General features: G+C 36.1%; 17 protein-coding genes. 16 read left to right on the forward strand and 1 reads right to left on the reverse strand.

Translation table 11 applies throughout. The annotated features are described in order from the left end of the window. The first annotated feature begins 117 nt into the window (after positions 1-117). From ACNH59_RS13835 to argH, 10 genes are all read left to right on the forward strand, one after another. A complete protein-coding gene (locus ACNH59_RS13835; protein WP_418263111.1) occupies positions 118-765 on the forward strand; it encodes a GNAT family N-acetyltransferase in 648 nt (215 codons plus the stop codon). Positions 766-820: 55 nt separating this feature from the next. After that, positions 821-2,014 (forward strand): argininosuccinate synthase, encoded by a 1,194-nt coding sequence (locus tag ACNH59_RS13840; protein WP_418263112.1) that lies wholly within the window; start codon positions 821-823, stop codon positions 2,012-2,014. 328 nt (positions 2,015-2,342) lie between these two features. Continuing rightward, positions 2,343-3,320 carry an N-acetyl-gamma-glutamyl-phosphate reductase gene (argC, locus tag ACNH59_RS13845; RefSeq protein ID WP_418263113.1) on the forward strand — a complete coding sequence of 326 codons (978 nt, stop codon included), beginning with the start codon at positions 2,343-2,345 and terminating at the stop codon, positions 3,318-3,320. Between the two features lie 76 nt (positions 3,321-3,396). After that, on the forward strand, positions 3,397-4,533 hold the full coding sequence (locus ACNH59_RS13850; RefSeq protein WP_418263114.1) for an aspartate aminotransferase family protein: 1,137 nt from the start codon (positions 3,397-3,399) through the stop codon (positions 4,531-4,533). Positions 4,534-4,749: 216 nt separating this feature from the next. After that, positions 4,750-5,946, forward strand: a complete 1,197-nt coding sequence (locus tag ACNH59_RS13855; RefSeq protein WP_418263115.1) for a glutamate-5-semialdehyde dehydrogenase — start codon at positions 4,750-4,752, stop codon at positions 5,944-5,946. Between the two features lie 252 nt (positions 5,947-6,198). Continuing rightward, positions 6,199-6,960: a glutamate 5-kinase gene (gene proB / locus ACNH59_RS13860; protein ID WP_418263116.1), complete on the forward strand. Its 762-nt coding sequence runs from the start codon at positions 6,199-6,201 to the stop codon at positions 6,958-6,960. Positions 6,961-7,028: 68 nt separating this feature from the next. After that, positions 7,029-7,976, forward strand: coding sequence for an N-acetylornithine carbamoyltransferase (locus ACNH59_RS13865; RefSeq protein WP_418263117.1), 948 nt, complete (start codon positions 7,029-7,031; stop codon positions 7,974-7,976). Continuing rightward, a complete protein-coding gene (gene argB, locus ACNH59_RS13870; protein WP_418263118.1) occupies positions 7,966-8,751 on the forward strand; it encodes an acetylglutamate kinase in 786 nt (261 codons plus the stop codon). The genes ACNH59_RS13865 and argB overlap by 11 nt, the downstream gene beginning before the upstream one ends. Positions 8,752-8,849: 98 nt before the next feature. Next, entirely contained in the window at positions 8,850-9,920 is a 1,071-nt protein-coding gene (locus tag ACNH59_RS13875) for a M20 family metallo-hydrolase (RefSeq protein WP_418263119.1), read from the forward strand. Positions 9,921-10,098: 178 nt separating this feature from the next. Beyond that, on the forward strand, positions 10,099-11,379 hold the full coding sequence (argH, locus tag ACNH59_RS13880; protein ID WP_418263120.1) for an argininosuccinate lyase: 1,281 nt from the start codon (positions 10,099-10,101) through the stop codon (positions 11,377-11,379). A 469-nt stretch (positions 11,380-11,848) separates the two neighbouring features. On the opposite strand, the gene ytxJ is transcribed toward argH, so the two are convergent. Continuing rightward, on the reverse strand, positions 11,849-12,238 hold the full coding sequence (gene ytxJ, locus ACNH59_RS13885; RefSeq protein ID WP_418263121.1) for a bacillithiol system redox-active protein YtxJ: 390 nt from the start codon (positions 12,236-12,238) through the stop codon (positions 11,849-11,851). A gap of 151 nt (positions 12,239-12,389) precedes the next feature. Here ytxJ and clpB point away from each other — a divergent pair, with 151 nt between their 5' ends. The 6 genes from clpB to rmuC all read left to right on the forward strand — a co-directional run bounded on the left by clpB (position 12,390) and on the right by rmuC (position 23,299). After that, entirely contained in the window at positions 12,390-14,993 is a 2,604-nt protein-coding gene (gene clpB / locus ACNH59_RS13890; RefSeq protein ID WP_418263122.1) for an ATP-dependent chaperone ClpB, read from the forward strand. Between the two features lie 560 nt (positions 14,994-15,553). Further along, positions 15,554-16,759, forward strand: coding sequence for an HNH endonuclease (locus ACNH59_RS13895; RefSeq protein WP_418263123.1), 1,206 nt, complete (start codon positions 15,554-15,556; stop codon positions 16,757-16,759). A gap of 1,066 nt (positions 16,760-17,825) precedes the next feature. Further along, complete coding sequence (locus tag ACNH59_RS13900; protein WP_418263124.1) at positions 17,826-18,281, forward strand: SRPBCC family protein; 456 nt, start codon at positions 17,826-17,828, stop codon at positions 18,279-18,281. A 10-nt stretch (positions 18,282-18,291) separates the two neighbouring features. Next, complete coding sequence (locus tag ACNH59_RS13905; protein ID WP_418263125.1) at positions 18,292-19,089, forward strand: DUF1853 family protein; 798 nt, start codon at positions 18,292-18,294, stop codon at positions 19,087-19,089. 263 nt (positions 19,090-19,352) lie between these two features. Then, positions 19,353-21,680, forward strand: a complete 2,328-nt coding sequence (locus tag ACNH59_RS13910; protein WP_418263126.1) for a DNA topoisomerase 3 — start codon at positions 19,353-19,355, stop codon at positions 21,678-21,680. Between the two features lie 248 nt (positions 21,681-21,928). Then, entirely contained in the window at positions 21,929-23,299 is a 1,371-nt protein-coding gene (gene rmuC, locus ACNH59_RS13915) for a DNA recombination protein RmuC (RefSeq protein WP_418263127.1), read from the forward strand. The last annotated feature ends 82 nt before the right edge of the window (positions 23,300-23,381 follow it).

Genomic DNA, 23,381 nt, shown 5'->3' on the forward strand with positions numbered 1-23,381 from the left:
CAATTATTATAACGTAGTTTTGTATTCATTTTTGTGGATGCTAACTATTTTATTGCCTGTGGCTATTGCCAAAAAGCAATTACAATTAGTATCACAACCCAATAAATCAACTCTTAAATGAATATAGATATCGTTATCACTCAGGAAGAGCATTTTAAATACGCACAAGAAATTTGCGATACAATAGAATCTTCTGCCCTTTTGAGAGGTACAGGAATTGCTAAAAGAACCCCTGAGTACATCATCAAAAAGATGGAAAACAAAGATGCTGTTATTGCATTAGCAGACGGTAAATTTGCTGGTTTTTGCTATATCGAAAGTTGGCAACACGGGAAATTTGTGGCACATTCAGGACTGATTGTTCATCCTGATTACAGAAATTTTGGATTAGCAAAAAAAATCAAGTCGTTTGTTTTTGATTATTCGCTAAAAAAATACCCAGAAGCCAAAGTATTTGGAATTACTACTGGCTTAGCAGTGATGAAAATCAATTCCGATTTAGGATACAAACCAGTTCCGTTTTCAGAGTTAACAACTGACCCTAGTTTTTGGAAAGGCTGTCAAACTTGTACCAACTATGAAATTCTAAAAAGCAAGGACAACAAAATGTGTTTGTGTACTGGAATGTTATACGATCCAAAAGAAAAGCCAAAAGACCCGCCAAAACACCCTTTCAATGTGAAAGTTTTAGACCGATTGAAAGCCATTAAACAGGCTTTGTTCTTAAACAAAAAAGACAAAAAGGATAATAAAGATAAAAAATAAACGTAATAATTAATTTTGCTCAAAGCCAAATGCCTAGAGCCAAAAGTCATAAAAAATGAAAAAAGTAGTATTAGCTTATAGTGGAGGTCTTGATACCTCATATTGCCTTAAATATTTAAAAAACGAAAAGGGATTTGAAGTACATACAGTATTAATCAATACTGGTGGATTTGATGACGAAGAACTAAACGCTATTGAAGAAAGAGCTTATGAGTTAGGAAGTGCGAAACACGCCAACCTTACTATTTTAGACAAATACTACGACAAAGCCATCAAATATTTGATTTATGGGAATGTATTAAAAAACAATACCTATCCACTATCTGTAAGTGCAGAACGTGTTTTTCAAGCGATTGAAGCGATTAAATACGCTAAATCGGTTGGAGCAAGTGCAATTGCGCACGGAAGTACAGGTGCTGGAAATGACCAAATTCGTTTTGATTTAATTTTCCAAACACTAGCTCCTGAAATCGAAATCATCACCCCTATTCGTGACTTGAAATTATCTCGTCAAGAAGAAGTAGATTACCTTATCAAAAATGGGGTTCACTACTCTTGGGAAAAAGCACAATACTCTATCAACAAAGGATTGTGGGGAACAAGTGTAGGTGGGAAAGAAACTTTAACTTCACACCAATCACTTCCTAACGAAGCTTACCCTTCTCAATTAACTAAAGACGGAGAAGAAAAAGTAACTTTAGAATTCAAAAAAGGAGAATTAGTAGCCGTAAACGGTGTTGCTGACAAACCTTCAAACAATATTGTTGTTTTAGAAAAATTAGCAAATGCTTACGCTATCGGTCGTGATACACACGTGGGAGATACCATCATCGGAATCAAAGGAAGAGTTGGTTTTGAAGCAGCTGCTCCACTGATTATCATCAAAGGTCACCATTTATTAGAGAAACACACTCTTGGAAAATGGCAACAATACTGGAAAGAACAATTAGGAAACTGGTACGGAATGTTATTCCACGAAGGGCAATTTTTAGATCCTGTGATGCGTAACATCGAGGCATTCCTTGAAGATACTCAAAAAACAGTAAACGGAAAAGTATTTGTCACTTTAAAACCGTATCATTTCATTTTGGACGGAATCGAGTCTGAAAATGATTTAATGAATACAGGTTTTGGTCAATACGGCGAAATGAACAACGCTTGGACATCTGAAGATGCCAAAGGATTTATCAAAATTTTGGGTAACGCTCAAAACATATTTTCGTCTGTAAACAACGAAACTTACGAATAACATAAATTGTCTTTTAAGGAGCAGAAACATTTTGCTTTTTAAAAAACATCCCTCCCGCTGTACGTTACAAACGAAGTTCACTGAACTCCGATAAAAATAAACGTTAAGTGAGGTAATCTTGTGGGGGCAAAACCAAAGCCCCCACAAGGATTTTCACTGCTATCGGGGCTAAGAAGAAAGTTTAAGTTTTTCATAGAAACTTTTACATTCATTTAAAACCATTAAAGAATTAAGATTATTAAACTTGATTCCTTAATGGTTTTAAACAAAAAAATATTTTAAAAATAGATTGCTTTTGTTCGGAAAGACAATCTTAAAAAAAGAAATTATGATTACTATTGGAATAATTGGAGGTTCAGGGTACACCGCAGGAGAATTGATCAGAATTCTAATGTTTCACCCTAATGCGAAATTAGATTTTGTTTATAGCACCACAAACGCTGGAAAACCGCTTACTACCGCACACCAAGATTTGATGGGTGATATCGAAATGAACTTCACTGACACTATCAACCCAAATGTGGATGTACTTTTCTTGTGCTTAGGACACGGAAAATCAATTGCATTTTTAGAAAACAACAAATTCTCTGATGCTACTAAAATCATCGATTTAGGAAACGATTTCCGTTTGACTAAAGACAAGGAATTTGACGGTAAATCTTTCGTTTACGGACTGCCTGAACTGAACAAATCCGATATTAAGAAAGCCAATTATATAGCTAATCCAGGTTGTTTTGCAACTGCAATTCAATTAGCCTTATTGCCTTTAGCAGCTGATGGCTTATTGAGCGAAGATGTTCATATCAATGCTACGACAGGAAGTACAGGTGCGGGTGTTGGACTATCGGCTACTTCTCATTTTAGCTGGAGAAACAATAACTTTTCGCACTACAAAGCTTTTGAACACCAACATTTGGGAGAAATAAACCAAAGTTTGAAACAATTGCAAGCGTCGTATTCTGACGAATTAATTTTTGTGCCTAACAGAGGTGATTTCCCAAGAGGAATTTTTGCTACACTTTACACTAAATCAGAGGAAAGTTTAGAAGAATTGGTAGCCAAATACGAAGCTTTTTACAAAGACCAACCATTTGTAACCGTTACAACGACGAACATCAATATGAAGCAAGTCGTACAAACCAACAAATGCATTATCAGTTTATTAAAAAAAGGAAACCGGGTATTAATAACATCAACCATTGACAACTTATTAAAAGGTGCTTCTGGTCAAGCCGTTCAAAACATGAATTTAATGTTTGGATTGGAAGAGACTACAGGATTGCATTTGAAACCGTGTGGATTCTAAAAAAGTTTAATTGGTGAATCGGTTAATTGTTTAATCGATTCACCAAATAAACGATTAACCGATTAAATAAAAAAAGATGAACTTATTTGACGTTTACCCATTATATCCTATTACACCTGTAAAAGCAGTAGACTGCACCATTACAGACGATAAAGGAATTGAATATTTAGATTTATACTCTGGACATGGAGTGATTTCTATCGGCCATACACAACCGTATTATGTGGCCAAAGTAAAAGAACAACTGGACAATTTGAGTTTTTACTCAAATGCGATTCAGAATCCGTTACAGGTAGAATTAGCTGATAAACTAGGGAAACTTTCTGGTTATGAAGATTACAGTTTGTTCTTGTGTAGCTCAGGAGCTGAAGCTAATGAAAACGCTTTAAAAATGGCGTCTTTTCATACCAATAAAGCAAGAGTGATTTCGTTTCACAATGCTTTTCATGGTCGTACATCTGCAGCAGTGGCCACTACGGATAACCCAAAAATTGTTGCTCCTATCAATGCGCAGCAAGTGGTAACATTTTTGCCGTTGAATCAAATTGATTTAGTGGAAGCGGAATTGAAAAAAGGAGACGTTGCTTGTGTCATTATTGAACCTATTCAAGGTGTTGGTGGTTTGGACCAAGGTACCACCGAATTTTTTCAGGCTTTAGAAAAAATCTGTAAACAATTCGAAGTCGTATTGATTTTGGACGAAGTACAGTCTGGTTTTGGGAGAAGCGGGAAATTCTTTGCACACCAATTTCACGGCATCACACCTGATATTATTTGTATGGCAAAAGGAATGGGGAATGGTTTTCCAATTGGAGGAATACTTATTGCACCACATTTTAAAGCAAGTTACGGATTATTAGGGACTACTTTTGGTGGAAGTCATTTGGCTTGTGCAGCTAGTATCGCAGTACTTGATGTGATAAAAAGTGAAAACTTAATGGAAAATGTCAAAAAAGTGGAAGCCTATTTTTATGAAGCAATCAAAGTCATTCCAGAAATAATAAAAGTTAAAGGAAGAGGCTTGATGCTAGGAGTAGAATTTGATTTTGACGTCAGTGCTTTGAGGAAGAAAATGATTATCGAAAAACATATTTTTACGGGTGGAGCAAACAACAAGAACTTGTTGAGAATTTTGCCACCATTAACGATTACAACAGATGCTATTGATACTTTTGTAGTAGCGTTGCAAGAGAGTTTGGCTGAGTTGAAGTAATTTTAAGTTATAAACTAAAAATAAAAATCTGCTAAAATCTGTGAAATCTGCGTGCTATTATTTTCACGCAGATCTCGCAGATTTAAAAAGATTTTAAATCAAGCTCCCTAAAGTGGTTTGGGTGAGATTTGAAATTAAAAGGAGGACAGCCAGTGGCTGTCAGGTATTTTTACGAAGGGTCACGCCCAAAATTGAATAACATATAGTAAAAAAGACATGAGCACATTATTATCCATAGAAAAAAGAAACGCTGTATTGACTACGATGGCGACACTTTTGGAACAAGAAAGAGAAGCTTTGAAAGCCATCAATCAACAAGATTTAGCCAATTATAATGGTGAAGACTTAGCTATGGAGAAACGGTTACTCGTGGACGATGCTAAGGTGGACGGAATGATCCTTTCGGTACAACAACTAGCAAGCCAGCAAGATCCTGTCGGACAAATTCGTTATGAATTTACCCACGATAACGGCATGCGTATTAGTAATAAAACGGCAGCTTTTGGAACGATTATGATTATCTATGAATCGCGTCCAGATGTAACAGTTGAAGCTGGTGGAATCGCATTCAAATCTGGAAACAAAATTTTGTTGAAAGGCGGAAAAGAGTCTTTGCTTTCGAACCAAAAGATTGTGAGCCTTTGGCACCAAGCTTTAGAAAGCAACGGGGTAAGTACTGAATGGGTAGAATACTTGAATTATGACCGAGCGCAAACCCAAGCTTTCTTAGAAAAACCAACTCAAAGAATCGATTTAATCGTACCTCGTGGTGGCGAAAAACTGATTGAATTTACTAAAAAACACGCAACTTGCCCTGTAATCGTTAGTGGTCGAGGAAATAACTTTGTATATGTAAACGCCGAAGCCGATATCGAAAAAGCATTGGCGATTATCATCAACGGAAAAACATCAAATATCTCGGTTTGTAATGCATTGGACAAGGTTTTAATTGATACAAATTTGCCTAATTGGGAAGTTTTCGCAAAACAAGTGATTACCGAATTACAGCTTGCTCATGTAACGGTTCTTGGTGACGCTGAGGTTGCAAAAGCCACAGGTATCAAAGAAATCGAAAATGAATTGATTTGGTATGAAGAGTTTTTGGATTACAAAATTGTAATTGGAACAGTCGCATCAAACCAAGAAGCAATTGCAAAAATCAATAAATATTGTGGCGGACACTCGGCTTCAATTATCACTAAGAATGATGAATTGGCACAAGAATTCATGGAAAATGTAGATGCATCTTCAGTATATCATAATGCTTCGACTCGTTTTACTGATGGTGGGCAATTTGGTTTGGGTGGTGAATTAGCCATCAGTACCGATAAATTGCACCAACGCGGACCGATTGGTTTGCAGCATTTGGTTACAAATAAATGGTATATTTACGGCGACGGACAGATTCGATAGTAATCAGTTGACAGTTATTAGTGTTCAGTTGATTTAATTGTAAGTTCGAGCACAGTAAAAAACATATTAAATATTTCAAATTTGTTTTGCGAACCTTGAGTTTACAAAGTTTAAAAATATAAAACCTTGCGCCCTTTGTAGTTAAGTAAAACACAAAGGATTGCTAATTTAAGATAGAGCTTTGCGAACGATACGTTTGTAAGGAACCAAAATAAAAAAATTGCGCCTTTGCGCCTTTGCGGTAAAAAAACCATGGCTAAAAAACGAATTTTATTAAAAATAGGAAGTAACACGCTCACCAAAGAAACCAATCATATTTCGAGAGGAAAGATTGAGGATATTGGTATGCAGATTGCAGCTTTAAAAGACGAATACGAATTTATTATCGTGAGTTCTGGTGCTATTGCAGCGGCAAAACAATTTGTGAAATTAGATAATAACGAAAAAGAAGTTTTTGTCAAACAAGCTTTGGCTTCAATTGGTCAGCCACATTTGATGCGAATTTATCAAGAAAATTTCAAAGACCTTGGATTAAACACTTCGCAATGTTTGCTTTCTTATTCTGATTTTGAAAAGGAAAACACAAAGGTGAATATCGTAAACACCATTAATGTTTTAGTCAAAAACAATTACATACCGATTATCAATGAAAACGATACGGTAGCGACGGATGAAATTAAATTTGGAGACAACGATAAACTAGCCGCTTTAACTGCTGTTTTGCTGAATGTTGATATACTGATTATTGCTACAAATACCAACGGTATTTACACCAAAGAATCTATTCATAACGAACTCCCTTCTACCATTTCTATAGTCAATGATTTAAAAACATTGGAAAAGGAAATTGGAGATTCTAAATCTTCTCACGGAACTGGAGGCATGCAATCCAAAATTGAAGCTGCAGCAATAGCAAAAGCAGCTAACATTGAAACTTGGGTTGTCAATGGATTAAAAGATAACTTTATATTAAACGCATTAGAAGACAAAATTCTTTTTACCAAAATTGTATAAATTGTTAATTTGGTTAATCGGTGATTCGATTAATCATATAAACAAATAACCGATTAAACAATAAAAAAATGAACTACATCTCAATAAAAAACATCGACAATCTATCACAATGGGTAGAAGATGCACTTAAAATCAAAAAAAATCCACTTAAACATAAAAAATTAGGAAAACACAAAACCTTAGGAATGTTGTTTTTTAATCCTAGTTTAAGAACACGTTTAAGTACGCAAAAAGCAGCCTTAAATTTGGGTATGAACGTGATGGTCATGAATTTCACCAATGAAGGTTGGACTCTTGAGTTTGAGGACGGTGCTATCATGAGTCAAGGAGCATCTGAACATGTTAAAGAAGCAGCAGAAGTAGTATCACAATACTGTGATATTATTGCAATTAGAGCCTTTGCAGGATTAGTAGAAAAAGAAAAAGACAATGCCGAAATTGTTTTATCTGGTTTCTTAAAACACGCAACAGTGCCTATCGTAAACATGGAAGGTTGCACAGGACACCCTCTGCAATCATTAGCTGATGCCATCACTATGGCAGAATTCAAAACTCCTCATAGACCAAAAGTAGTTTTATCTTGGGCACCACATCCTAAAGCCTTACCTCAAGCAGTAGCCAACTCATTCGTAGAAATGATGCAATTGCAAGATGCTGATTTCGTGATTACACATCCTGAAGGCTATGAGTTAAATCCAGAAATTACCAAAGATTGTAAAATAGAATACGATCAGGATAAAGCTTTTGAGAACGCCGATTTTATTTATGCTAAAAACTGGAGTAATTATATAGAGTACGGTCAAATCACTAATGCAGATACCAACTGGACTATTACTGCCGAAAAAATGGCTTTGACCAACAATGCCAAATTCATGCACTGTTTACCTGTAAGACGTAATGTAATTGTAACTGATGAAGTAATTGATAGCGAAAATTCAATCGTGATTCAACAAGCCAACAACAGAACGTATGCAGCACAATTAGTACTTCAAAAAATATTGAAAGATGCAAAATAAGCAACCTTTAACATTAGTAAAAATTGGCGGAAATATTATTGATGATGCCAAGGAACTAGAACATTTTTTAAGTGATTTCTCTAAAATTGATGGACACAAAGTATTGGTTCATGGTGGTGGAAAATCTGCAACAAAAATGGCACAAAGCGTTGGCTTAACTCCAAAAATGGTTGACGGTCGTCGCATTACCGATGCCCCAATGCTGGACATCGCAGTGATGATTTATGCAGGTGAAATAAACAAAAAAGTTGTTGCGCAATTACAAGCCAATAACACCAATGCAATGGGGTTTTCTGGAGCTGACGGAAATCTAATTGTTTCTGAAAAAAGAAACCACCCAACTATTGATTACGGTTTTGTAGGTGATGTCAAAAAAGTAAACTCCCCACTATTAGAAACCTTAATTAATGCTGGAATCACTCCTGTTTTTTGCGCCATTACACATGATAAAAACGGGCAGTTATTAAATACTAATGCTGATACAATTGCTAGCGAGTTAGCCATTGCTTTATCTGAGGTATACGAAGTGACCTTAAATTATTGCTTTGAAAAACCTGGAGTTTTAACGGATGTAGAAGATGAAAACTCCGTAATAACTCAAATTGATAGCAACTTATACGCTAAATTAAAAGACGAAGGCGCGATCCATTCGGGGATGATTCCTAAATTAGACAATTGTTTCAATAGCCTGTCAAAAGGGGTTCAAAAAATAAAAATTGGACACCATAAAATGTTGAAAAATGCTGACGCTATTTGTACAAGCATTCAACTATAAACAGTAGTCGTAATTATAAAAACGATAGCTGAAAATCTAGAAGAAAAACTTCTAAAAAACTCCAAAAAAGATAACACTTATTGGAAAAACAAAACAAAATGAAAAACATCGAAACACTTACTCAAGAAGCAATAACACTATTAAAAAACCTGATTGAAACCCCTTCATTTTCTAGCGAAGAGCAACAAACAGCCGTTTTAATAGAAAATTGGTTTAACCAAAATGAAATACCTTTCAAGAGAGAGAATAACAATGTTTGGGCATTCAACAAACACTTTGATCAAAACAAACCAACACTATTATTAAATTCACACCATGATACGGTGCGTCCGAATCAAGCTTACACCAAAGACCCATTCAAAGCCATTGTAGAAGATGGTAAATTGTATGGTTTAGGCAGTAATGATGCTGGAGGTTGCTTAGTATCTTTACTAGCTTCCTTCGTTTATTTCTATGAAAAAGAAAATCTGGCGCACAATATTGTTATCGTTGCATCTGCAGAAGAAGAAAGTAGTGGGAAAAATGGATTGAACAGTGTTCTCAAACATTTACCAGAAGTAGAATGTGCTATTGTTGGAGAACCTACCTTAATGCAACTGGCTATTGCCGAAAAAGGATTATTAGTCCTAGATATTAAAGTAAAAGGGACTCCAAGTCACGCTGCACATCAAAACGAGGACAATGTTATTTATAAAACCATGTCGGTAATTGAATGGTTCAAAAACTATACATTTGAAAAAATATCAGAGCAATTAGGTCCAGTAAAAATGACCGTAACCCAAATCAACGCTGGAAAACAACACAATGTAGTGCCTTCTGATTGTGATTTGGTGGTTGATATCCGTGTAAACGATTGCTATAACAACACACAAATATTAGAAATAGTTCGCGCTAACATCGATGCCGAAGTGACCCCACGTTCCATGCATTTGAACGCTTCTTCTATTCCTGTTTCACATGGATTAGTACAAGCAGGGATAGCTTTAGGTCGCACTACTTACGGTTCTCCTACCCTATCAGACCAATCGGTTTTGAGTTGTCAATCATTGAAACTAGGACCTGGAGATACCTTACGTTCACACTCTGCAGATGAATTTATCTACTTAAACGAAATTGAAGAAGGAATTGATTTGTACATTAAAATATTAGGAGATTTTTTAAGAAGCTAATCCCACTCACGACGCTTCGGGACGTTACAATCTTGTGGGGGCAAAACAAAAGCACCTACAAGGATTTTCACTTCTATCGGAGCTAGGGATTTCAGGTAACAAGAAAAAATTATCAAACATAAAATTTGCGAGTCTCTTAGAAAACTCTGAGTATCTTTGCGAAACAAAACATACAAATATGAAACTTTGGGAAAAAGGAATACCTACTGATAAACAAATTGATTTTTTTACTGTTGGTAATGATAGAGAATTAGATTTAATTTTGGCCAAACACGATGTTACAGGAAATATGGCCCAGGCAAAAATGCTTGCTAAAATCGGACTAATTACCAACCAAGAATGTGAGGACCTACTTGGTGCATTAGCGGAAATTCAAGGAGATATTACAGCAGGAAATTTTACGATTGAAGATTCTTTTGAAGACGTACATTCTAAAGTGGAATATTTACTGACTCAAAAAGTAGGTGAAGCTGGAAAAAAAATACATACTGCACGCTCTCGTAATGACCAAGTTATGGTAGACATGAACTTGTATTTAAAAGAAGAAGTGCAACAGCTAAAACAGCAAGTAAAATCACTTTTTGATTTACTTATGACTTCTGCTGAAAAATATCAAGACGTATTATTACCAGGATATACGCATTTACAAATTGCAATGCCAAGTTCATTTGGAATGTGGTTTTCTGCCTATGCCGAAAGTTTGATAGATGATATGAGTATGCTTAATGCTGCTTTAAAGGTTGTTGATCAAAATCCGCTAGGCTCAGCTGCAGGATACGGCAGCTCGTTCCCTATTGATAGAACATTTACCACCCAAGAATTAGGCTTTAGCACCTTAAAATACAATTCTGTTGCGGCCCAAATGAGTCGTGGAAAATCAGAGAAAACAGTTGCTTTTGCAATGGCAAGTGTAGCTGGAACGCTTTCAAAATTTGCATACGACGTCTGTTTGTATATGAGTCAAAACTTTGATTTCATTGGTTTACCTGCAAATCTAACAACAGGATCAAGCATCATGCCTCATAAAAAAAACCCCGATGTTTTTGAATTAATCCGTGGGAAATGCAACAAAATTCAAGCGTTACCTTTTGAATTAACTTTAATTACGAATAACTTACCAAGTGGATACCACAGAGATTTACAACTTTTGAAGGAAGGAATGTTTCCTGCTATTCAAAACCTTAAAGCTTGTTTGGATATTGCTATTTTCTCCATACCAGATATCAGGGTAAAAGAAAACATTTTAGAGGATAAAAAATACGATTATCTTTTTACTGTTGATTCTCTAAACGAAATGGTAACGGCTGGAATTCCATTTAGAGATGCCTATAAAGAAGTAGCGTTGCAAATCGAAGCTGGAAATTACAAGTCACCAAAAGCAACCAAACACACCCACGAAGGAAGTATCAACAACCTTTGCTTAAATGAGATAAAAGAAAAGATGAATCAAGCTTATTAAGAGCTTAAGAATATCTTAAAAAAAACAAAAGCCACGGAAATCAAATTCGTGGCTTTTTCAATATAAAATTTCTTCAATTTCTCTAATCTGCTTTTCTGGCTAAAATATTTAACCGTAAGGGACACAAAGATTTCTCCAATTTCTTTAATTTCTTCAATCTGTTTTTCTGGCTACAAAATTTAACCGCAAAGAACACAAAGGTTAAACGCAAAGGACACAAAGATTTCTTCAATTTCTCAAATCTGTGTTCCTCTATAAAAAAATAAGCCTTAAAGGACATAAAGCTTGCGCAAAGGACACAAAGATTTATTTAATTTCTTCAATCTGTGTTCCTCTTTAAAAAATAGGCCGTAAAGGACGCAAAGGACACAAAGATTTCTTTAATTTCTCCAATCTGTGTTCCTTTTAAAAAAATTAAACAGCACAAAGGCTACGCAAAGAACTTAATCATAAAATGAGTGGCGAAAAACTACAACAGCTCTTTCAATACCGCTGCATCAATATCAGAGTGCGAAGCATCATAAACAGCTTGCCCGTCTTTAATCAAAATCAACTGAGGAGACTGGTGAAAAACATCAAATTTTGACGCAATTTCGTTTGAAATAGCACGATTCTCCAACAAATCTAAATAATATGGAGTCACTTCGGATTCCAAGTCAAACTCGTTTTCAAATTGCTTCAAAGCCATACGACTAATACTGCAACGGGTACTGTGCTTAAATATAACTGCAGGCTTTTCATTTGAATTAAATACAATTTCACCTAATTGTTCTATATCTGTTAATGGTGTCCAATTTACTTTCTTAGACTCTTGGTTTGGAGTAGCATCACTCCCGAAGATATTTTTTAAAAAACTCATATTTTGACTTATTTTCTGACTTTTTGACATTTAAAACTGATAAAAATCAGTATTTTAACGACTTTTTGTCTCTAAATTTGAAATGGAATATAATTTGTCGATTAGTTGACAAAGTTAGTTAATAAAATATCAACCTTAATCATAAATTAAAATGAACATCAATAAATTTACCATTAAATCGCAAGAAGCTATCCAGCTCTCGCAACAGCTCACCCAACGGGCGGGACAACAACAAATAGAAAACGAGCATCTCTTTAAAGCTATTTTTGAAGTGGATGAAAACGTTGCGCCTTTTATTTTGAAAAAACTCAATGTCAATGTGCCATTGTTTCTACAAATTTTAGACAGCACTATTGAAAGTTTTCCAAAAGTATCTGGAGGTGAAATTCAATTTTCGAGAGCGACAGGAACGGCCTTGAACGAAGCCGAAAATATCGCTCATAAAATGAAAGATGAATATGTTTCAATCGAACATTTGATTTTAGCGATTTTTGCTTCTAAAAGTAAAGTGGCACAGATTTTAAAAGATCAAGGTGTAACCGAGAAAGGACTTAAAGCTGCCATTGACGAGCTACGAAAAGGAGAACGCGTAACTTCAGCCTCAGCTGAGGAAACCTATAATGCCTTAAACAAATACGCCAAAAACTTAAATCAGTTGGCCAAATCAGGCAAACTCGATCCTGTGATTGGACGTGATGAAGAAATTCGTCGTTTGTTGCAAATCCTTACCCGAAGAACTAAGAACAACCCCATGTTAGTGGGTGAAGCTGGTGTGGGTAAAACGGCTATTGCAGAAGGATTGGCACACCGAATTGTCGATGGTGACGTACCTGAAAACCTGAAAGACAAAATCGTCTTCTCTCTCGATATGGGGGCGCTGATTGCAGGTGCTAAGTACAAAGGAGAATTCGAGGAACGTCTGAAATCAGTAGTTAAAGAAGTAACCGCTGCTGAAGGTGACATTGTACTTTTTATTGACGAGATTCACACCCTAGTCGGAGCTGGTGGTGGTGAAGGTGCTATGGATGCTGCAAATATCCTAAAACCTGCGCTGGCTCGTGGAGAACTTCGTGCCATCGGAGCAACAACTTTGGATGAATACCAAAAATATTTCGAAAAAGACAAAGCGCTAGAACGTCGTTTCCAAAAAGTATTGATCGATGAACCTGATACTGAAAGTGCAATTTCAATTTTGCGTGGTATCAAGGAAAAATACGAAACCCATCATAAAGTACAAATTAAGGATGAGGCCATTATTGCCGCGGTGGAATTGTCACAACGTTATATTACCAGTCGTTTTTTACCCGATAAAGCCATTGACTTAATGGACGAGGCAGCGTCAAAAATCCGAATGGAAATCAATTCCAAACCTGAGGAACTGGATATTTTGGACCGTAAAGTGATGCAACTCGAAATTGAGATAGAGGCAATCAAACGAGAAAAAGACGAAAGTAAAATCAAAATTCTGGGGCTGGAATTAGCCAATTTGAAAGAAGAACGCAACCAAGTATTTTCTAAATGGAAATCGGAAAAAGATGTTGTCGATCATATCCAAGCTGTAAAAACCGAAATTGAAGATTTCAAACACGAAGCTGACCGTGCAGAACGTGATGGTGATTATGGAAAAGTAGCAGAAATTCGCTACGGTAAAATCAAAGAAGCACAAGAGCGTTTGGATGCTTTAAACGTCCAATTACAAGAAAATCAATCGGGAAGCTCTTTGATTAAAGAGGAAGTTACTCGTGAAGATATTGCCGAAGTAGTCGCCAAATGGACTGGAATTCCAGTAATGAAAATGTTGCAAGGGGAACGTGAAAAACTCTTGCACTTGGAAGAAGAATTGCACAAACGAGTAGTAGGACAAGAAGAAGCCATCGAAGCCGTGAGTGATGCTGTGCGTCGTTCCCGTGCCGGTTTGCAGGACATGAAAAAACCTGTGGGTACCTTTTTGTTCCTGGGAACAACAGGTATTGGTAAAACTGAGCTGGCCAAAGCCTTGGCAGAATATCTTTTTGATGACGAAAATGCCATGACTCGTATCGATATGAGTGAGTACCAAGAACGCCACAGTGTGAGCCGCTTGGTAGGTGCACCTCCGGGTTATGTGGGTTATGATGAAGGTGGACAATTGACTGAAGCCGTACGCCGTCGTCCCTATTCTGTAATATTGTTAGATGAGATAGAAAAAGCACATCCAGATACTTTCAATATCTTACTTCAAGTATTAGATGAAGGTCGATTGACAGATAATAAAGGACGTTTAGCCGACTTCAAGAACACGATCATTATCATGACCTCAAATATGGGTAGTCATATTATTCAAGAAAAATTTGACAATCTTAAAGGAAGTATCGATGCAGCTACAGAGGCAGCAAAAATGGAAGTCTTAGGCTTATTAAAACAAACTGTTCGTCCAGAGTTCATCAACCGTATTGACGAAATTGTGATGTTTACACCGTTGACCGTAGCCAATATCAAAGACATTGTAGGGCTACAATTAAAATCAGTGACCAAGATGTTGGCACAACAAAACATTACCATGGATGCCACTCCTGAGGCTGTAGACTATTTATCCCAAAAAGGATTCGATCCACAGTTTGGTGCACGTCCCGTGAAGAGAGTCATCCAAAGAGAAGTGCTCAACAAGCTCTCTAAGGAAATCTTAGCCGGTACCATCACAACCGAGAGTATCATACTGTTAGATTCCTTTGACAATGAATTGGTTTTCAGAAACCAAAGCGAGTCAGAGAACTAAGCAACCACCGTCAGTTCGAGTAAGTTTTCAGAAAATGCGAATAGCTTTTTCAGAAAATTTGTACCGAGAACCCTAACAACCCTGTCAGAGTTTTGAACTATGACAGGGTTTTATTCCTACACCAGTCATTAATACTGGTGTTCTTTTTTGGGAGCAGAAACCTACCTTTTCATAACAACCTCCCCTCCTGCTCCCGACGCTTCGGGACCTTTATCTTTTTATTTTGTCAGACTGAACTTGTCAGACTGTGCTTGTCGAAGTCATTTCCAATGAGTAAAATCACACTCAATTACCCTAAGTCTAAAAACAAAATAAAAAGTATATCGGCTCGATCAGGGCTATTTTTTACGTTACATTTCCAAAATATCGTATAGTAAAATTTCGTTCAGTAAAATGTCTTACAAATTAAATTCACTACAACTATTTGTAAGAAAAAAAGAATATATTTGAAATAATGAATTACACGCATAAATTCAAACAAAATCATGCGCATATCATACCAATTAAGCATAAAACAAGTTTGATTTATGCGTGTATAAATTAGTTACCAGTAAGTGTAAATGACGACAACGACACCAAATATCAGTAAGGAACTTTTTGTAGAAATTCTGCAAGACAAAGACCTTGTACAACCTGACGACCTTCTCATTTTTCAAACTTTATATTCACTCGACAAACAAGAAGCATCAGCGACAGACCTTGCAAGAATTATCGGCTGGTCAGACAAAAACGGTGTTGTAGGGAAAATTGTTGGACTTGGAAAACGCATCCTTAAAAAACACGACATTAAACAAACAGAACGTGAAGACGGAACGAGAAAACTGTGGGACTTCTTTTTTACGGGATATTACAAAGGGACGTTTTTCATTTATCAACTCAAACCAGAATTAAAAGAGGCATTAGAAGAATGTGGTTTGACAGAAAACATAAAACCGATTTCAATTCAAAATTCTTATCTCTTTGTTTGGAACCCTAACAAATGGAGCCAATGGACAGACCCAAACAATGAACCATACATTGAAAAAAACATTGAAGAACTTAAAAACACAGGTAAGGTAACATTAATGTGGAGTTGCCGAAGCCATAAAAGTATTAGACCAGGTGACAGAGCATTTTTAGCAAGAGTTGGTTCGACACCAAGAGGAATTTTCGCATCAGGGAAAGTTGTTTCAGAACCTTTTCTTTCACAACATTGGAGCGGTGAAGACAAAGACGTTCCGAGAGTATTAATTGAGTTTGACACTTTATTAAATCCCGAAAAAGAACCAATTCTAACAGTTGACAATCTTGACAAAGGAAATTTATCAAAGCAAACTTGGACACCACAATCTTCAGGAATTTCAATAAGACCTGAAGCTGCTGACGAACTTGAAGAAGAATGGTTTGAGTTTTTAAGAACACAGAACATTCGTTACAGTCCATTTTCAGAAACAACCGACACGACAATAACATATATTGAAGGTTCGGCAACACAGGTTACACAGACACGATACGAACGAAATATTTATGCAAGGAAGGAATGTTTAAAACATTTCGGTTACTCTTGTTCTGTTTGCAACTTCAACTTTGAAAAGTTTTATGGTAGTTTAGGTTACAAATTTATTCACGTTCATCATTTGACACAGGTAGCGACAATCAAACAAGAATATAAAGTAAATCCAATTCAGGACTTACGACCTGTTTGCCCAAACTGCCATTCAATGTTGCATAAACAAAATCCACCATTGACAATTGACGAACTTAAAGACATAATAAAAAATGGTTGAGACTTCATCTGGTGCTCGTCTTTGACGAGTACCTACTTAAATTAAACGCAAAATCGTAGCGTTTGCAACGCGGGAAACTAGAACAGGAATGACTTAAAAAATATTCCTGTTTTTTTGTTTACTGAAAAATCACAATTATCACGTTTTGAACAAAGTATCCGCGTTAAAAACGCTTCATTTAGTACTCAAAACTAAGTAGGCACTCGGTGCAAACGAGCTCCAGAACGTATGTGAAAATAATTTGTCGAGTTACTTATTGAGATTGCTTCGTTCCTCGCAATGACAAGATTGTGGATACTAGCAATTAAAAACTAAACTATCCTCCACTGGTGCTCGTCTTTGACAAGTACCTACTTAAATTAAAAGCAAAATCGTAGCGTTTGTAACGCGGGAAACTAAAACAGGAATGACTTAAAAGCTATTCCTGTTATTTTGTTTGCTGAAAAATCACAATTGTCGCGTTTTGAGTAAAGTATCCGCGTTAAAAACGCTTCATTTAGTACTCAAAAGAAAATAGGCACTCGATGCAATCGTGCGCTCAATGTCATTAAGTTAAGAAATTACACGTCACTTCGAGTGATTTTTAATAGTAATGCGACAGCTTTTACTATTAAAAATTGTATCGAGAAGTCTTGTTTAAACTAGAGTTCTCGATACTGAGATATAATTTTCTGTCGCAAATTTCATCTCAACTCGAACTGACGATAGCTTAACTTAATGACATTGAACGAGTGCTAGAGCGTATGTGAAAATACTTTGTCGAGTTACTTACGGAGATTGCTTCGTTCCTCGCAATGACAAGAGCGTGGTTACTGCCTGTTAAAAACCCCAGCTGTACCCATACCGCCAAACCTTTCGGCTTTGTTCTAGATAAACCAAAGGATTCATCGACCAAACTTGGCGGCTTATCTAGATTGTAAATTTTGCCATCGAATCATCTATTCCTATCTCAAGAAATTTTATCTTTAACATAAAATAGTCGGTTCTTAAGTTTGCCGTTTTGCAAAGCTTCAGAACTTTAGGCTTCAAAACAAAAAAACATCTCAAAATTTTAATTCTCATAATCATGAAAAAACTACAATTCAAGAAAGAGATTAAGGCAGCTGCTGAGAAGGTTTATGACGCCATGCTTGGTATTAGCGCTATTGAAACCTACCAGCAATGGACCGCTGAATTTAATCCTAGCTCAACTTATGAAGGCAGCTGGGAGAAAGGCGCAAAAATCTACTTTATCGGAACGGGCGAAAACGGTAAAAAGGGCGGAATGGTGGCTGAAATTGCCGAGAACATTCCTTTTCAATTTGTTTCCATTCGGCATTACGGCATTCTAGACGGTGACAATGAAATTACCGAAGGTCCCGACGTTGAGAAATGGGCCGGCGGACTGGAAAATTATTCTTTCCATGAAAATAACGGTCTGACTACGGTAACTGTAGATTGTGATGTAACTGAGGAATATGTTGATTTTTTTAACACCGCTTGGCCAAAGGCGCTGAATGCACTCAAAGCTCTTGTGGAATAGCAGTAATCCAATGCAAACAAACTCAAGAATAGCTTCCATCATAAATGCAAATAGTCTCGACTTTTCGGTTACGGGTATTCCTGCTTTTGATTTATCTGTTCTGGAACTACCAGATAAGTTACATGTTGAGTTACCAACTAATCTAAGATTGGGACATTTGGTAGAAAAAATTATTTCTGAGCTAATTAAAGCCTCTAGCAATTACAATATTGTATATGAAAACCTTCAGATTATTGAAGACAAAAAAACCATTGGCGAAATTGATTTTATCATTCAAAACGAAATTACAAAGCAGTTAACTCATTTGGAGTTAGCTTATAAATTTTATCTCTACGATCCTACCCTTTCTGCTGAACCTATTAACAACTGGATTGGACCAAATAGAAACGATTCATTACAAGAGAAATTAGAAAAATTAAAAACGAAACAATTTCCTTTATTATACCATGATAGTACACAATCAACATTAGATACTATTGCAATCGATACCGTTTCAAACGCTTTATGTTTGTTGATTTCTTTATTTATTCCTTATGAATATAAAGCTAATTTTGACCCTAGTTTTCAAAAAGCCATCAAAGGCTACTATATTAACTTTGAAACGTTTATAAGTCATCATAGCAAAGGCAATACTTATTATTTACCTCAAAAAAAAGAATGGGGCATAGATCCTTCAGATAACGAAATTTGGTTGGAATTTGAAAACATTGAAAAGAAGCTGAGTTTGAATATCTGTGAAAAACAATCCTCTTTATGCTGGCAAAAGAACAAAGACTCCTATTTAGCTTTTTTTATCGTTTGGTGGTAAAACACTTAATAGTTTATGTTTTCTAGAGATGCTTTGTACTAGCTCTTCGATTGAAACTTCTATGCAATAACAAAACCTAAACGGTATATTAAGGATTCATCCGTTTAGCCCGAAAAAACAGTTTCAACTTATTAAGTCCTTTTGTAACAACCAATAGTGTTGCAAAACTAATCTGTTAACAAAAATGCACTAAACCTATCAATTCTGTTTCTTTACCAAATTGAAAATCCCTAATTTGCATCCTCAAAAAACAGCAGAAATAAATGAAGGTTTGTATTGCCGAAAAACCCAGTGTAGCAAGAGAAATTGCCTCCGTTTTAGGAGCGAATACCAAGCATGACGGCTATTATGAGGGCAATGGTTACGCAGTGACTTATACATTTGGTCACCTTTGTACCTTAAAAGAACCCAATGATTACAAACCCTATTGGAAAAGTTGGGACTTAAACAACCTTCCCATGTTACCCGAAAAATTTGAAACCAAAGTAGTGGAGAATTCGGGCATTCAAAAGCAATTTAAAATCATCAAAGGTTTGTTTGACAAAGCCGAGTTGGTCATCAACTGCGGGGATGCTGGACAAGAAGGCGAATTGATTCAGCGCTGGGTGATGAACGAAGCCAATTACAAAGGGAAAGTCCAACGTTTGTGGATTTCGTCCTTAACAACCGAAGCCATCAAAGAAGGATTTGAAAACCTAAAACCATCCACTAACTATGATAATTTGTATTACGCTGGTTTTTCAAGAGCGATTGGGGATTGGCTTTTGGGAATGAATGCGACTCGTTTGTACACGGTAAAACATGGTGGTTATAAGCAAGTATTATCAATTGGTCGCGTGCAAACACCCACTTTAGCAATGGTAGTGGATCGATGGAAAGAAATTGAAAATTTCAAACCACAACCCTACTGGGAACTTCAAACCTTATATAGAGAAACTCTTTTCAGTTATGAAGAAGGCCGTTTTTTGAAAAAAGAAGACGGTGAATTGCTGGCCAATAAAGTCAAAGAAAGCGAATTCGAAATTGTTTCAATAGAAAAAAAGAACGGTAATGAGTATGCGCCCAAACTCTTTGATTTGACAGGCTTACAAGTTTATTGCAATACCAAGTTTGGTTTCTCGGCAGAAGAAACTTTGAAAATAGCCCAAACTTTATACGAACAAAAAGTAATCACCTACCCTAGAGTAGACACCACTTTTTTGCCCAATGACATTTACCCCAAAGTCCCTGGAATATTGCAAAAATTAACCAATTATGCTGCCCTAACCGAGCCGCTTTTGGGAAAAAAAATAAAAAAATCGACTAAGGTTTTTAATGATAAAAAAGTAACGGATCACCATGCAATTATTCCCACTGGAGTACAATCTAATTTGCAATTCAATCAACAACAGGTGTATGATATTATAACAAAGCGTTTTATTGCTGTATTTTATGATGATTGTTTGGTAGCCAATACTACTGTAATGGGTAAAGCGGCTGATGTACTTTTTAAAACCACAGGTAAAGTAATCTTGAAAAAAGGTTTTAGAGTTGTGTTTGATACTTCGGCTACGCTCAGTATTAAAACAAAAGAAAAAGAAGCCGATTTACTTCCTGATTTTGTCATTGGTGAAAAAGGCCCACACCAACCTTCTTTTTTAGAAAAAGAAACCAAGCCACCCAATCAATTTACCGAAGCCACTTTACTCCGCGCTATGGAAACGGCTGGAAAACAAGTTGATGATGAAGACTTACGCGAATTAATGAAAGAAAACGGCATTGGACGACCTTCCACCCGTGCCAATATCATCGAAACCTTGTTCAAACGTCAATATATTGTTCGAAATAAAAAACAAGTACTGCCTACCCCTACTGGAATTCAACTGATTGATACGATTCAGAATGATTTAATCAAATCGGCTGAGCTTACGGGAACTTGGGAGAAACAGTTGAAAGATATTGAAAAAGGAGAATATTCTGCCGCCGCTTTTATCAAAAACATGAAGCAGATGGTGGACGCCCTGGTCTATGAAGTGCGAAGCGAAACGGTGCGTGCTAATATTTCGCATGTCGCTAGTATGCAGCAACAAGAAGCTAAAGTCGAGAAAAAGAAAGCCGCTGGTATTATGGCTGAAACCTGCCCTAAATGCAAAAAAAACACCTTAATCAAAGGAAAATTGGCCTATGGTTGTGGCAATTATAGCTCAGGCTGCGATTTTGTATTGCCTTTTACTTTTGCAGAAAAAAAGATTTCTGAGAATCAATATTTACGATTGTTACAAAAAGGATCAACAGTCAATTTGAAAGATTTCAAAACAAATTCAGGTACAGTAGAAGGTTTGCTGCGCTTGGATGAAAATTTCAAACTTAAATTGGAACCCAAAAAAACAATTTCTCCAACTCTAAAAACTGAAAACAAAACTAAATCAGACGATTTGCCTTGTCCAAAATGCCAAAAAGGGTATGTTATCAAAGGTAAAACCGCTTATGGTTGCAGCGACTACAAAACGGGTTGTGACTTCAAAGTAACTTTTAATCTTGTTAGAGAAAAAATCAAAAATCAAAAACCAACAAGGGAATTGGTATATGAAATTTTAAAATCAAATTTTTAACGCATCTTGGCTAAAGTTAGTCCTGATTGAAGTCTAGGGACTCAATGAGGCCTAATAACAAATTAAACTTTGTATTATCACGATTAACATAAACGTTATATTCAAACCCAGACTCCGCATTAGACTTCATAACGAATCTTGATTATTCAATATAAAACAGTCGATACAACAAACTACTTTTGATTTTTGAAATTGCTTTTTGAACTTAAATATATGTACTTTTACTTTTTATAAAAAACACACATTATATGCCTACAATTATATCTTTTTTATTGATTTTTATTATTGCCTTAGCGATTGGTTTTGTGATTGGAAAAATGCTTTCTTCAGCAGGATTTAAGGCAGAAAAAAGTGGTCTTGAAGAACGACTTTTAGGAGTACATTCGCAACTAGAACAAACTAAAGAACAACTTGTACAAGAGCGTGCTGGTTTTGAAAAACAATTCTTGTTGAGTCAATCGGAAAAGGAACAACTACGCCATGAGAAAGAGAGCTTGATGGTCCAGCTCTCTAAAAAAGAAGCCGACTTTGAGAACCTTTGGGAGCGTAACAAAGAGCAAAAAGAAGAAGTGGAACAACTTCAGGAAAAATTCACTAAGGAATTTGAAAACCTTGCCAATAAAATCCTAGACGAGAAGTCTAATAAATTCACTGAACAAAATAAAGAGAACCTAAAAAATATCTTATCCCCTTTACAAGATAAGATTCAGTTGTTTGAAAAGAAAGTGGAAGATACTCATAAGGAAAGTATCGACTATCATGCAGCTTTACGCCAACAAATTCTTGGTTTGCGCGAAATGAATTTACAAATGAGTAAAGAAACCTTGAATTTGACCAAAGCGTTGAAAGGTGACAGCAAAATGCAAGGAAACTGGGGGGAATTAGTATTAGAACGTGTCTTAGAAAAATCTGGATTGGAAAAAGGACGCGAGTATGAAGTACAACAGAGTTTCACCACTGAAGAAGGCAATCGTGTCTTTCCTGACGTTGTCATAAACTTACCTGATGGTAAGAAGATGATTGTAGATTCTAAAGTTTCCTTAACCGCTTACGAAAAATACATCAACGATGATGATGATGATACAAAGTCAAGTCATTTAAAAGAACATGTTAATTCCATCAAGCGACACGTTGAACAGTTAGGAAATAAAAACTACCAGGATTTGTACCAAATAGAAAGTCCCGACTTTGTCTTATTATTTATTCCTATTGAACCAGCATTTGCCATGGCACTGAATGAAGACACAACTTTATACAATAAAGCTTTTGAGAAGAACATTGTTATTGTAACTCCTGCTACCTTACTCGCTACCTTACGCACTATTGACAGTATGTGGACCAATCAGAAACAACAGGAAAATGCTTTTGAAATTGCACGTCAGGCGGGCGCCCTATACGATAAATTTGAAGGCTTCCTTGCGGATTTAATCAAAATAGGAAAAAAGATAGATGAAAGTAAGGTGGAATACAGTGGCGCCATGAACAAATTATTTGAAGGTAAAGGAAACCTCATCACTAGTGTTGAAAAACTAAAAAAGATGGGAGCCAAAGCTAAAAAATCGCTTCCCGAAAATATCTTAGCTAGAGCTGATAAAGACGGGAACAAACTTCTCAACTAAAAGAATTTATACCTAATTATCAGAATGATTTTTTAATGTTAAAAAAGGACTAAAATTCATGTTTTTTAGTCCTTTCATATTT

Origin of the sequence: Flavobacterium faecale (genome assembly GCF_048320115.1) — a bacterium.
GTDB lineage: Bacteria > Bacteroidota > Bacteroidia > Flavobacteriales > Flavobacteriaceae > Flavobacterium > Flavobacterium faecale_A.

What these genes read in the sequence shown, in the direction of transcription:
- ACNH59_RS13895 (WP_418263123.1), top strand. Translation starts at nt 15,554, where the DNA reads ATGACGACAACGACACCAAATATCAGTAAGGAACTTTTTGTAGAAATT.
- rmuC (WP_418263127.1), top strand. Translation starts at nt 21,929, where the DNA reads ATGCCTACAATTATATCTTTTTTATTGATTTTTATTATTGCCTTAGCG.
- argH (WP_418263120.1), top strand. Translation starts at nt 10,099, where the DNA reads ATGAAACTTTGGGAAAAAGGAATACCTACTGATAAACAAATTGATTTT.
- proB (WP_418263116.1), top strand. Translation starts at nt 6,199, where the DNA reads ATGGCTAAAAAACGAATTTTATTAAAAATAGGAAGTAACACGCTCACC.
- clpB (WP_418263122.1), top strand. Translation starts at nt 12,390, where the DNA reads ATGAACATCAATAAATTTACCATTAAATCGCAAGAAGCTATCCAGCTC.
- ACNH59_RS13900 (WP_418263124.1), top strand. Translation starts at nt 17,826, where the DNA reads ATGAAAAAACTACAATTCAAGAAAGAGATTAAGGCAGCTGCTGAGAAG.
- ytxJ (WP_418263121.1), bottom strand. Translation starts at nt 12,238, where the DNA reads ATGAGTTTTTTAAAAAATATCTTCGGGAGTGATGCTACTCCAAACCAA.
- ACNH59_RS13835 (WP_418263111.1), top strand. Translation starts at nt 118, where the DNA reads ATGAATATAGATATCGTTATCACTCAGGAAGAGCATTTTAAATACGCA.
- ACNH59_RS13855 (WP_418263115.1), top strand. Translation starts at nt 4,750, where the DNA reads ATGAGCACATTATTATCCATAGAAAAAAGAAACGCTGTATTGACTACG.
- ACNH59_RS13910 (WP_418263126.1), top strand. Translation starts at nt 19,353, where the DNA reads ATGAAGGTTTGTATTGCCGAAAAACCCAGTGTAGCAAGAGAAATTGCC.
- argC (WP_418263113.1), top strand. Translation starts at nt 2,343, where the DNA reads ATGATTACTATTGGAATAATTGGAGGTTCAGGGTACACCGCAGGAGAA.
- ACNH59_RS13865 (WP_418263117.1), top strand. Translation starts at nt 7,029, where the DNA reads ATGAACTACATCTCAATAAAAAACATCGACAATCTATCACAATGGGTA.
- ACNH59_RS13840 (WP_418263112.1), top strand. Translation starts at nt 821, where the DNA reads ATGAAAAAAGTAGTATTAGCTTATAGTGGAGGTCTTGATACCTCATAT.
- ACNH59_RS13850 (WP_418263114.1), top strand. Translation starts at nt 3,397, where the DNA reads ATGAACTTATTTGACGTTTACCCATTATATCCTATTACACCTGTAAAA.
- argB (WP_418263118.1), top strand. Translation starts at nt 7,966, where the DNA reads ATGCAAAATAAGCAACCTTTAACATTAGTAAAAATTGGCGGAAATATT.
- ACNH59_RS13905 (WP_418263125.1), top strand. Translation starts at nt 18,292, where the DNA reads ATGCAAACAAACTCAAGAATAGCTTCCATCATAAATGCAAATAGTCTC.
- ACNH59_RS13875 (WP_418263119.1), top strand. Translation starts at nt 8,850, where the DNA reads ATGAAAAACATCGAAACACTTACTCAAGAAGCAATAACACTATTAAAA.